The following is an 11,105-nucleotide window of genomic DNA, read 5'->3' as shown; positions in this document are numbered from 1 at the left end:
TCACTGTCCCCCGTTCTGATGCGGAGCGGCGGGCACCGGCGTCCGGCCGAGGAACCGGTCGCGGTTCTCGGCCCAGGTGGCGAGGCAGCCGGGATCGTTCACGGCGGCCTCGCCTAACTGCTGGCAGTGGCGCAGGCTCTGGCGCAGCGGATCGCCAGGCGCCTGAAGCGCCGGGGCCGGACGGGGCTGCGCTGGTTCGTCCACGCGTGTCATTTCGATCACCGTCGCGGTGATGGCGATGGCCACGAATATGATCGCGCCCAGCCGGGCCAGCATCTTGCCGTCCATGTCGCGCCCCTCCTGTCCGGTTAGTTGTTGCCGTTGCCGAACATCCGGGCATTGCCGGGCTGGTAGCCCGATCCCGGCGTCAGAAAGCGCTCGCGCTGGATGCGGCCCTGTTCGGCGGCGGTGGCGCGTTCGGCTTCGATCAGGGCTTCGGAGCGACCATTGGCGGACATCAGCGCGATCAGGTCGGAAAGCTGCTGCGACTGGAGCGCGAGAAGCTGATTGCCCGCCTGCGTCGCCTGCAACGCGCCGGTCGCGTTCTGGCTCTGCCCGACCAGAGCGGACATCTCGGCGCGGTTGGTGTCGATATTTCCGACGACACCAGCCTGCACGCGCATGGCGTCCTGCAAGCCGCCGACCGTATTCTGCCAGCGGGACCGCGCATCGGCGACGAGCTGGGCGTCGGTCGCGGATAGCGAAACCTTGCCGTATTTCTGTTGGAACATCTGATCGACGTTCTGCACGTCGAAGGCAATGTTCTGCGCCTGGGCCAGAAGCTGCTGCGTGCGCTGGACGTTCTGCTGCAAAGTCTGGAGCGAGGAATATGGCAGACTGGCGAGATTCTTCGCCTGATTGATGAGCATCTGCGCTTCATTCTGAAGCGAGGTGATCTGGTGGTTGATCTGCTCCAGCGTGCGTGCGGCGGTCAGAAGGTTCTGCGCATAGTTGGTCGGATCATAGACGATGCGGCCGAAGCCAAATGCGTGAGCGGGGCTTGCCAGCATGGGCGACAGGGCAACAGGGATGGCGAGCGTCAGCGCCAGCACGGATGCACTGACATATCGGGAAACGGGGATACGGATCATGGCAGGGTCTCCTTTTCTTGGCTGTCATCTGGATGGATTTGATCTGGCGCGACCGACCGAGCGGGCTCTGTCCGTTCGACAAGATTGGTAAGGTTCGGGATCAGATCGACGGCCCATTCGACGCCGCGATCGCGCAGCCAGGCCGCGAGAAAACCGTCCTGCCCATGCTCGGCAACGAGTTCGGCGATACGGGTCTGATCGGATTTGGATGATGCGGCGCAAAGCGCGAGACCGACTTCGCTGAGGCCAAGCTCGAACAGGCGATTGCCGCGCCGCGATTGGCAGTAATAGTCCCGCTTTGGCGTGGCCCGCGCGAGGATCTCGATTTGCCGGTCATTGAGGCCGAAGCGGCGGTAGATTGCCGTGATCTGCGGCTCAATGGCGCGTTCGTTCGGCAGCAGCAGCCGCGTCGGGCAACTTTCTATGATGGCAGGCGCGATATTGCTGCCATCGATGTCGGAAAGTGACTGCGTGGCGAAAATGACGGAAGCGTTCTTCTTCCTGAGCGTCTTCAGCCATTCGCGAAGCTGATTGGCGAAACCTTCGTCATCCAGCGCCAGCCAGCCTTCGTCGATGATGAGCAGGGTTGGCCGACCGTCGAGCCGGTCGCCGATCCGATGAAACAGATAGGACAGGACGGCAGGCGCAGCCCCAGTGCCGACCAGCCCCTCGATCTCGAAGGCTTGTACATCGGCTGATCCGAGATGTTCGGCCTCGGCGTCGAGCAGCCGGCCATAGGCGCCGCCAATGCAGTATGGGCGCAACGCCTGTTTCAGATCGTTGGATTGCAGCAGCACGGCAAGGCCGGTGATGGTCCGTTCCCCTGCCGGGGCGGATGCCAGCGATGTCAGTGCCGTCCAGATGTGCTCCTTCACCTCCGGCGTGATGGTCATGCCTTCACGCATCAGGATCGCGGCGATCCAGTCAGCGGCCCAGGACCGCTCATAGGCGTCATCGATCCGCGCCAGCGGTTGCAGGGAAACGGACGCCTCGTCCCCTTCGGTCAGCCCACCGCCCAGATCGTGCCAGTCGCCGCCCATGGCGAGCGCGGATGCCCGGATCGATCCCCCGAAATCGAAAGCGAAAATCTGGCTGCGATCATAGCGGCGAAATTGCAACGCCATCAGCGCCAGCAGCACGGACTTGCCCGCGCCGGTCGGGCCGACGACGAGGGTATGGCCCACGTCGCCGACATGAAGGGAAAGCCGGAACGGAGTCGAACCTTCGGTCTTGCCGTATAGCAAGGGGGGCGCTCCGAGATGTTCGTTCCGTTCCGGCCCCGCCCACACGGCCGATAGAGGGATCATGTGGGCGAGGTTGAGCGTCGAGATCGGCGGCTGCCGGACATTGGCGTAGGCATGTCCGGGGATCGAGCCTAGCCAGGCATCGACGGCATTGACGGTTTCCGGCATAACCGTGAAGTCACGGCCCTGAATGATCTTCTCGACCAGACGCAGCTTCTCGTCGGCGATACGGGGATCGGCGTCCCAGACGGTGACGGTTGCTGTGACATAGGCCATGCCGGCGACGTCAGCGCCCAGTTCCTGCAAGGCCATGTCGGCATCGAGCGCCTTGTTGGACGCATCGGTGTCCACCAGCGCCGATTGCTCGTTGGTCATCACCTCTTTCAGGATCGCGGCTATGGATTTGCGCTTGGCGAACCATTGCCGCCTGATCTTGGTCAGCAACTTCGTCGCGTCCGTCTTGTCCATCAGGATGGCGCGGGTGGACCAGCGATATGGGAACGCGAGCCGGTTCATCTCGTCGAGCAGGCCGGGCGTGGTCGCTGTAGGAAAGCCGATAATGGTGAGGACGCGCAGATGCTTGTCACCAAGGCGCGGTTCCAGCCCGCCAGTCAGCGGCTGATCCGCCAGCAGCGCATCGAGGTGCATGGGCACTTCGGGCACGCGGACACGATGGCGGTTCGTGGAAATCGTGGAATGGAGGTAGGTCAGCGTGCCCGCGTCATCGATCCAGTGGCATTCGGGCATGAAGCCGTCGAGCAGCGCCAGCACGCGGTCGGTGCGGTCGATGAAGCCGCGCATCAGCTCCCATGGATTGACGCCGGATTGCTCACGGCCCTCGTAGAGCCAGGTCTCGGCGCGAGCCGCATCTTCGGCGGGTGGCAGCCAGAGGAAGGTCAGGAAGTAGCCTGACACGAAATGCGTGCCCGCTTCCTCGAAGGCAGCTTTGCGCTCGGCATCGACCAGAGCGGAGGCCGGATCAGGAAATTGGCTGCCGGGATAGGTCGCGGCTTCGCTTCGTTGTGCCTCAACAAAGATCGACCAGCCGGAGCCGAGGCGGCGCACAGCGTTGTTGATACGCCCGGCGACCGCGACCAGTTCGGCGGCAACAGCGGAATCCAGATCCGGCCCGCGAAACTTCGCAGTCCTCTGGAAACTGCCGTCCTTGTTCAGTACGACGCCCGAGCCAACCAGCGCGGCCCAGGGCAAGAAATCCGCGAGGCGGGTAGCGGTACGGCGATATTCGGTGAGGTTCATCATGGCTGCGCCCTCACACCGACAGATGACCGGGTATGCGCAGATGCCTACGGCCCACCTCGACAAAAAGCGGATCGCGTTTGGCAGCCCATACCGCGAGGAAATGGCCGACCGCCCAGATGGCGATGCCAACCAGCCAGAGACGAAGGCCGAGGCCGACGGCGCCGGCCAGCGTGCCGTTGACGATGGCAATCGAACGCGGTGCACCGCCGAGCAGGATATGCTCGGTCAGCGCCCGGTGAACCGGGATGGAGAAGCCCGGCACCGCATCGAGCTGTTCAAACCCGCCCGCCATCAGATGAGCGCCCCGCCGCCGAACGAGAAGAACGACAGGAAGAAGCTCGACGCGGCGAAGGCGATGGACAGGCCGAAGACGATCTGGATCAGGCGGCGGAAGCCGCCGGAGGTATCGCCGAAGGCCAGCGCCAGGCCGGTGGCGATGATGACGATGACGGCGATGATCTTGGCGACAGGCCCCTCGATCGACTGGAGGATCGACTGAAGCGGGGCCTCCCAGGGCATGGAGGAGCCGGAGGCGTGTGCGGCAGGCGCCAGCATCAGACTGATGGAAACAGTGGCAGCGGCGGTTGCCATGATGCGGCAGCCGCGTGAAATCGTGCGGATCATGAAGGGTTTCCTTTCGGGGTGGTTGCCAAAGTAATGGGATGCGTGATGGCGTAGTCGCCGTCCGGTCCCAGCCCGTCGACGCGGGCGAGTTCGACCAGGCGGCGGGACGATCCACGTCCGGCAAGAACGGCGACAAGGTCGATGGTCTCGGCGATCAGGGCGCGCGGGACGGTGATGACGGCTTCCTGGATGAGCTGCTCGAGGCGTCGCAGCGCGCCAATGCCGGAACCGGCATGGATGGTGCCGATCCCGCCCGGATGGCCGGTGCCCCAGGCTTTAAGGAGGTCGAGAGCTTCGGACCCGCGCACCTCGCCGACCGGGATGCGATCCGGGCGCAGGCGTAGCGACGAACGCACCAGATCGGAGAGCGTCGCCACGCCATCCTTGGTGCGCATCGCGACCAGATTGGGCGCGGCGCATTGCAGTTCGCGCGTGTCTTCAATGATCACGACGCGATCCGAAGTCTTGGCGACTTCTGCCAGCAGAGCGTTGGTCAGCGTGGTTTTTCCGGTCGAGGTGCCGCCCGCGACAAGGATATTGGCGCGCGTGGCGACGTTCAGGCGCAACACCTGGGCCTGAGCGCTGGTCATAATTCCGGCGCTTACATAGTCGTCGAGCGTAAACACCGCGACGGCGGGCTTGCGGATGGCAAAGGTCGGCGCCGTGACAACAGGCGGCAGCAACCCTTCGAAGCGCTCTCCGGTCTCAGGCAGTTCGGCCGAGACCCGCGGACTTCGGGTATGAACTTCGACGCCAACATGATGGGCGACCAACCGGACGATCCGCTCGCCATCAGCCGCAGACAGCCTCTCTCCCGTATCGGCCAGACCTTCGGAGAGCCGATCCACCCAGATGCGGCCATCGGGATTCAGCATCACCTCGACCACAGCCGGATCTTCCAGAAGCCGGGCAATCGATGCCCCGAGTGCGGTGCGCAGCATCCGCGCACCACGCGCAATCGTCTCGGGTTTCTGATGTGATGTGGTCATAGCGGCCCCGTTCATGGCGGGACGCGCAAAAGACGGACCCCGGATTGGGGTCGATTAAAAGAACCTGATTTAGGGTCGTTTCAACAGATGTTTATGCGCATGCGGGCATCGGCGGCGTAGGGCGGTAAATCGGATAGATCGAATTTTCAGGTCCGATTTCCATCGGCTTCAGACCGGCCTTGCGACGGAAGATCGTGGAGCGAATCCATATCCCGCGACAACTCTTTCAGGAACCTGTCTCCGGAAGCCAGGCGCTTGCCGAGTGTCTGCATGAAGCCTTCGAAGCGCTCGTTGCCCTTGATACGTGCCGACTGTTTCGCGCTGTCTGACAGCGGCGGCGTCATAGTGAGCCAGAATTGCACGAACAGCGAAAGCGTCTCACCCAGGATGGCGACATCTTCGTCCAGCATATCGAACTGGCGGCCAAGCTTATCCAGGCGTCGCGACATTGCGGCTTCCAGCCGTTCGGTCGTGTCACCGGACAGGAAGGATGCCACCGCAGCCTCAATCACTGCGGATTTCGAGATATTTCGGCGCAAGGCCAGCGCTTCCACCTGTTTTAGCAGAGCGGGATCGAAGTAAACATTCATGCGGGTGCGACTCCTCATGCCTGTCTTCCTTCTCAAAGCTCGATGCCGTCATTTGGGTCGAGTGACGCCTGCCGCGCGACCATGCGCATCCGCTGACGCATGGCACGGGCTTTGCCGGCATCGACGTCGGGCTCATCATCGAGAAAGTCGAACTCCTGCGATGGCGGCGGTGGTGGCGGGATGATTTCCTCATGCTCGGGAAGCTCCGGCTCACGACGGATACCGGCATTGGCAGGATCGTCGTCGGACGCGTTCGACGTGGGTCCGTGGCCGGCCGCGGCCGCAACAACACGGCTCGTCCAGTCGTCTGGCGCCGATGTTACCATCTTCACCGACGGCTTGCGCAGATCGGGCGGCGGCAACACCCGTTCCTGAAACCGCGTATCGGCGTAATAGCACGCCTTAGCCGCGCGGATCGGCGGCACGCCCGCCACCATGACGATCTCGTCGGTTGGCGGAAGCTGCATGATTTCGCCGGGCGTCAGGAGTGGCCGCGCCGTTTCCTGCCGCGACACCATGAGATGCCCCAGCCATGGCGCGAGGCGATGGCCCGCATAGTTGGTGGAATCGCGCATTTCCGTGGCCGTGCCGAGCGCATCACTGATCCGTTTGGCGGTGCGTTCATCATTGGCAGCAAAGGCGACACGCACATGGCAGTTGTCGAGAATGGCGTTGTTCTGTCCATAGGCACGCTCGATCTGGTTGAGCGACTGCGCGATCAGGAACGCTTTCAGGCCATAACCGGCCATGAAGGCGAGCGCCGATTCAAAGAAGTCCAACCGCCCGAGCGCGGGGAACTCGTCCAGCATCAACAGCAGGCGATGGCGCTTGCCGGAGGTTTCCAGCTCCTCGGTCAGCCGCCGCCCGACCTGATTGAGGATGAGGCGGATCAGCGGTTTTGTGCGATTGATGTCCGATGGCGGTACGACGAGGTAGAGGCTGACGGGTTCTTTTGCTCCGACCAGATCAGCAATGCGCCAGTCGCAGCGGGCAGTCACGCGGGCCACGACCGGATCTCGGTAGAGGCCGAGAAAGGACATCGCCGTGGACAGCACGCCGGAGCGTTCGTTCTCGGATTTGTTCAGCAGCTCGCGTGCCGACGAGGCGATGACGGGATGCACACCGGCTTCGCCCAGATGCGGCGTGTCCATCATGGCGCGCAAGGTTGCCTCGACCGGACGGCGGGGATCGGACAGAAAACTCGCGACGCCGGCCAGCGTCTTGTCCTTCTCGGCATAGAGAACATGCAGGATGGCGCCAACCAGTAGCGAATGGCTGGTCTTTTCCCAATGGTTACGCTTGTCGAGGCTGCCTTCGGGATCGACCAGAATGTCCGCGATGTTCTGCACATCGCGGACTTCCCATTCCCCCTGACGGACTTCCAGCAGCGGGTTGTAAGCTGCGGAATACACATTGGTCGGATCGAACAGCAGGACGCGGCCGTGATGGGACCGGAAGCCGGCCGTCAGATTCCAGTTCTCACCCTTGATGTCGTGCACGATGCAACTTCCCGGCCAGGTCAGCAGCGTCGGCACAACGAGACCGACGCCTTTGCCTGATCGGGTGGGCGCGAAACAAAGGACATGCTCGGGGCCGTCGTGTCGGAGATAGTCCTTGCTGTGCCTGCCAAGGACCACGCCATCGGGACCGAGCAGTCCGGCAGCATGGATTTCCTTGTCCTCGGCCCATCGCGCCGAACCGTAGGTGGCGACGTTGCGCGCCTCGCGCGCCCGGATGATCGACATGAAAAAAGCGGCGGCGATAGCGAACAACGCCCCGGACGTGGCGATGAACGCGCCCTCGGTGAAAATACCGGGCGCATAGGCGTCATAGGAAAACCACCACCAGAAGAAGGCCGGAGGATAGTAGATCGGCAATCCCGCGACATCGAACCATGGAGTCCCGAGCTGGGGCTGGAACCCGAGGCGGAAGGCAACCCATTGCGTCGATGCCCAGACCATCACCAGGACGATGGTGAACACGACAATGATCTGGCCCCAGAGTATTCGGCCCCCACGCATATAAGCTCCAATCGGCAAAAGAGTCGGAGCCGATCAGAGAATAGGCGTTTTCGAAAGTCGCAACAGGAAAGGCCGAGCCGCAGCGCTGCCGGATACCATCGGCGGCACATCGGACAGGTTCGCGCAAGAGCCGTCCAGATGTCGACATTTCCAGAACAATTCACGCGGCACCAGAGCAGCGAAGGCTCAGATCCCCAGCCCTCGTGTCCGTCCTAACTGCCAGGATACCGATCCACCCTGCACGACGCCCATCACCTCACGGCCGAGCTGGCGGTCGATGACCGGCCGCCACGGTACAAGGGTGAACTCGTGACTCTTTTCGATAATAGCGAACTTGCCGCTCGAGAGCTGCACGGTTCCGCTAAACTTGCCGCTGACAGTCTCGCCATCGGCAGCCGCCCGGAATGGCAACCCCTTGCTCCCGGCCATTTCCGCACCGATGCGCGCCACCTCCCGTTCCCGAAGGTTGGTGAGCAGGCTGCGCCGATAGAGGATGCGCCCATTCTGCTGCCGTGTCGCATCGCCCTGTGCGATATGATGTTCACGGCGCTGATCCATCGCCTCTCGCACCTGTTGCCCGAACCCTGCCGGGGTAAGGTCCGAAGCGTCCGGCGTAACCAGTCGCCGGTCCAGCCAGGTCGCACCATCGGCGCCGATCTGCTTTTCCAGGTCGAAGGTCGAGACGACACGGATGCTGGCCTGCCGGTTGCGACCGGCATCATAGGCGGTGGCGCGGCTCTCGAAGTCTTCGGGGATGCGCCACTGGTCGGCGTTGATCCGCTCGGCAATCCCGGCCCGGCGTAGCGACTCCAATCGCCGGACATGGGCATCGACATAGCCCTCATAATCACCACCCGGCACACGCCCCTCGAACTTCGCCTGTTCGAGGTGGCGGCTCGGGCGATATATGCCATTCTCCGAGATCGCAGCGATGGTGCGATCGGATGGGCGCTCTGCTGTATCGGCGGGACCGACCTCGATGATGCTGCCAATCCGGGCGTCTTCGACGCGGGCCGGATCGATGCCGGGAAGATGGTGCGTGCGCCCATCGATCCCGTCGACCACGAGGGTCAGGTTCTCACCCATCTCATCGGTCAGATATTTGTCGACGACGCGGCCGGTGATCGGCATCGCGGGCGCACCGTCGTGAAGCTGGAATGTCATCGGATCACGCGCCAGCCCATCGGCCTTCAGCGCCTTGTGCATGTTGCGGATGATGTCGCCGCGCTCTCCGAGTTCACGCAGCGCCGGCTCCATCTTCGCGCCGAGTTCCCAGACGCCGGGGGCATGTTCCGTGGCCAATCCCATTTTTTCCAGTTTGGCGAGGCGGCGCAGGCGAAGCGTGCGGTTGAACTGGCGGCGCGTGTCGTCGGGCTCATGGCGCAGATCCAGGATCCGTTCGTCGACCTCTTCGGTCATTGCCCGGTCGATCCGGGTGAAGCGGTCCTGGTCGATTTCGGCAGACAGCTTGCGGCTCTGCTCGATCTCGGTCACGGGGCCGAGTTCCAGAGTGGTCAGTTCGCTCGCGCGCTCACGAATACCATTGGCGAGATAGTCGCCATTGATGACCAGGTTCTCGCCCAGATCGTCCTTGCCCCGAACGATGACATGGACATGGGGATGGCCGGTATTGTGGTGATTGACCGCCACCCAATCGAGTTTCGTGCCTAGGTCGGCCTCGATACGGCTCATCAGATCGCGGGTATGTTCTGTGAGGTCGGAAAGATCGGCGGCATCTTCGGGCGAAACGATGAAGCGGAACTGGTGGCGGTCATCCTTGCCGCGGTCAAGAAACGCATCTCCATCGGCGCGGTCCTCGTTCGCCGAATAAAGCTGGCCGCGCTCGCCATCGCGCGAGGTGCCGTCGCGCTGGATGTAGCGCAGATGGGCAGCACCCTTGCCGTTCTTTCCCGCGCTCTGGACATAACGGGTTCTCACGACGACACGGCGCGCTCCGGCCGTGCTGTGACGCCAGCCGCCCGACAGGGTTCGGGCGCGGACAAAGGCCGCACCACGACCACGCTTGACGCCCGGACCTTTGCCAGCCCGCTGTGCCTTCCCGTTCTTTCCGGCCGAACCAGATGAAGACGACGAGGATGTCCGTGATGCGAATGATGATGATCTGCCGGGGCTGTTGCTATGCTGACGCGCCAGCTTCTTTGCCTGCGTCAGAAAGCTTTTCGCCTTGCCCGGCTTCGGCACGTCCGACCTGATGCGGCCAAGCTTCGGGCGAAAGCGGTTCTCGTCGTCGCCACTCATCGGCGCATCCGAAGCCGTGACGGCGGAAAATCGGCCGATATTCGGTTAGAGTGCCGGTCAAAACCCAGCGAAGCCAAGGCTTTGCGCCAAATCGCGGCACGCGAAACCCAAAAGCATGGTGCCGTGCGCCGCGTCCCAAAACAGTGTGCAGACAAGGGCTTGCCCAGAAACCGCCCCGACAGGGTGCCGGTTTCCTTTATCTTGCCCTCCGCCTTTCCTTCCCTTTTTGCCCTTCCTGCCGGGAATGCTGCCAGGCGCACCCAAGCCTGACTGCACACCGGAAATGGACCGAACGAGCGCTTAAACGCCATGCTCATGGCTTGTCGCCATCGCTCGCAAGGGCCACGAATATGCCGCTGTCCTGCGGCTCCTGAACGGCGGGATCGCGCAGAGAAACGGTTGCGTGGATGTCGCCCGACGGCTGATTTGCCGCCGCTGAAATGCCGCCGGATTGCGCAACGAAGAGCGGGGCTTCGCGCCAATCCGGTGGTGGTGGCGGCACGATTGTCGGAACATCGGGCGCAGTCGCATGCCCAAGAAGCGGCGCGAGCGTGGCGACATAGGCGCGCGTTTCTGCGGGCAAAACGCGGCCCGTCGCCAGATGCTCGTCATAGCGACCGGGACCGGCATTGTAGGCGGCAAGCATGGCCGCAACATTGCCGTAGCGGTTCCACATCTCGCGCAGATACGCCGTGCCTGCGAGGATGTTATCGCGCGGATCGTAAGGGTCACGCCCGAGACCATGGCGGCGGCGCAGGCCCGCCCAGGTATCGGGCATGACCTGCATCAGTCCCATCGCGCCCGCCGATGAAATTGCGCGCACATCGCCCGCACTCTCCACACGCAGCACGGCTCGAATCCAATGCTCTGGTATGCCGAAGCGCTGTGACGCCTCGGCAATGAGAGCAGCATGGGGATGCACGGTGACAGGCGCGGGTTGCGGCGTGATCTGCGCGATGGCCGGCATCGAGCCGCTGCCAGCCGACAGCAGGGCCGTGAAGAGAAGGAGGGCGCAGGATCGCATGAT

At 63.2% G+C, this 11,105-nt stretch carries 10 protein-coding genes; all 10 read right to left on the bottom strand.

From position 1 onward, the window contains the following. The 10 genes from trbK-alt to JNE37_RS07570 all read right to left on the bottom strand — a co-directional run bounded on the left by trbK-alt (position 1) and on the right by JNE37_RS07570 (position 11,102). Positions 1–288, bottom strand: coding sequence for a putative entry exclusion protein TrbK-alt (gene trbK-alt, locus JNE37_RS07615; protein WP_203065841.1), 288 nt, complete (start codon positions 286–288; stop codon positions 1–3). 20 nt (positions 289–308) lie between these two features. Beyond that, positions 309–1,091 carry a P-type conjugative transfer protein TrbJ gene (trbJ, locus tag JNE37_RS07610; protein WP_203065840.1) on the bottom strand — a complete coding sequence of 261 codons (783 nt, stop codon included), beginning with the start codon at positions 1,089–1,091 and terminating at the stop codon, positions 309–311. Continuing rightward, a complete protein-coding gene (gene trbE, locus JNE37_RS07605; RefSeq protein WP_203065839.1) occupies positions 1,088–3,595 on the bottom strand; it encodes a conjugal transfer protein TrbE in 2,508 nt (835 codons plus the stop codon). Before trbE ends, trbJ begins: the two co-directional genes overlap by 4 nt. Positions 3,596–3,605: 10 nt before the next feature. Beyond that, a complete protein-coding gene (locus JNE37_RS07600) occupies positions 3,606–3,887 on the bottom strand; it encodes a VirB3 family type IV secretion system protein (RefSeq protein WP_009450537.1) in 282 nt (93 codons plus the stop codon). Then, positions 3,887–4,219: a TrbC/VirB2 family type IV secretion system protein gene (locus tag JNE37_RS07595; RefSeq protein ID WP_009450539.1), complete on the bottom strand. Its 333-nt coding sequence runs from the start codon at positions 4,217–4,219 to the stop codon at positions 3,887–3,889. The genes JNE37_RS07600 and JNE37_RS07595 overlap by 1 nt, the downstream gene beginning before the upstream one ends. Continuing rightward, positions 4,216–5,208 carry a P-type conjugative transfer ATPase TrbB gene (gene trbB, locus JNE37_RS07590; RefSeq protein WP_203065838.1) on the bottom strand — a complete coding sequence of 331 codons (993 nt, stop codon included), beginning with the start codon at positions 5,206–5,208 and terminating at the stop codon, positions 4,216–4,218. Before trbB ends, JNE37_RS07595 begins: the two co-directional genes overlap by 4 nt. A gap of 146 nt (positions 5,209–5,354) precedes the next feature. Further along, the gene (locus tag JNE37_RS07585) at positions 5,355–5,816 is read right to left on the bottom strand and encodes a ribbon-helix-helix domain-containing protein (RefSeq protein WP_203065837.1); all 462 of its coding nucleotides are present in this window, start codon (positions 5,814–5,816) and stop codon (positions 5,355–5,357) included. Between the two features lie 14 nt (positions 5,817–5,830). Then, a complete protein-coding gene (locus JNE37_RS07580) occupies positions 5,831–7,819 on the bottom strand; it encodes a conjugal transfer protein TraG (RefSeq protein ID WP_203065836.1) in 1,989 nt (662 codons plus the stop codon). 186 nt (positions 7,820–8,005) lie between these two features. Continuing rightward, entirely contained in the window at positions 8,006–9,127 is a 1,122-nt protein-coding gene (locus tag JNE37_RS22610; RefSeq protein WP_246513655.1) for a DUF3363 domain-containing protein, read from the bottom strand. Positions 9,128–10,391: 1,264 nt separating this feature from the next. Further along, the gene (locus JNE37_RS07570) at positions 10,392–11,102 is read right to left on the bottom strand and encodes a lytic transglycosylase domain-containing protein (RefSeq protein WP_203065834.1); all 711 of its coding nucleotides are present in this window, start codon (positions 11,100–11,102) and stop codon (positions 10,392–10,394) included. Positions 11,103–11,105: the final 3 nt, after the last annotated feature.

Origin of the sequence: Paradevosia shaoguanensis (genome assembly GCF_016801025.1) — a bacterium.
GTDB lineage: Bacteria > Pseudomonadota > Alphaproteobacteria > Rhizobiales > Devosiaceae > Paradevosia > Paradevosia shaoguanensis.
The sequence above is the reverse complement of the archived record's forward strand: the minus strand, read 5'-3'. Positions and strand labels throughout refer to the sequence as shown.

Excerpts from the sequence above, each read along its gene's own strand:
- JNE37_RS07580 (WP_203065836.1), bottom strand. The coding sequence starts at position 7,819 with ATGCGTGGGGGCCGAATACTCTGGGGCCAGATCATTGTCGTGTTCACC.
- trbJ (WP_203065840.1), bottom strand. The coding sequence starts at position 1,091 with ATGATCCGTATCCCCGTTTCCCGATATGTCAGTGCATCCGTGCTGGCG.
- trbK-alt (WP_203065841.1), bottom strand. The coding sequence starts at position 288 with ATGGACGGCAAGATGCTGGCCCGGCTGGGCGCGATCATATTCGTGGCC.
- trbE (WP_203065839.1), bottom strand. The coding sequence starts at position 3,595 with ATGATGAACCTCACCGAATATCGCCGTACCGCTACCCGCCTCGCGGAT.
- JNE37_RS22610 (WP_246513655.1), bottom strand. The coding sequence starts at position 9,127 with ATGGGATTGGCCACGGAACATGCCCCCGGCGTCTGGGAACTCGGCGCG.
- JNE37_RS07600 (WP_009450537.1), bottom strand. The coding sequence starts at position 3,887 with ATGGCGGGCGGGTTTGAACAGCTCGATGCGGTGCCGGGCTTCTCCATC.
- JNE37_RS07570 (WP_203065834.1), bottom strand. The coding sequence starts at position 11,102 with ATGCGATCCTGCGCCCTCCTTCTCTTCACGGCCCTGCTGTCGGCTGGC.
- trbB (WP_203065838.1), bottom strand. The coding sequence starts at position 5,208 with ATGACCACATCACATCAGAAACCCGAGACGATTGCGCGTGGTGCGCGG.
- JNE37_RS07595 (WP_009450539.1), bottom strand. The coding sequence starts at position 4,219 with ATGATCCGCACGATTTCACGCGGCTGCCGCATCATGGCAACCGCCGCT.
- JNE37_RS07585 (WP_203065837.1), bottom strand. The coding sequence starts at position 5,816 with ATGAGGAGTCGCACCCGCATGAATGTTTACTTCGATCCCGCTCTGCTA.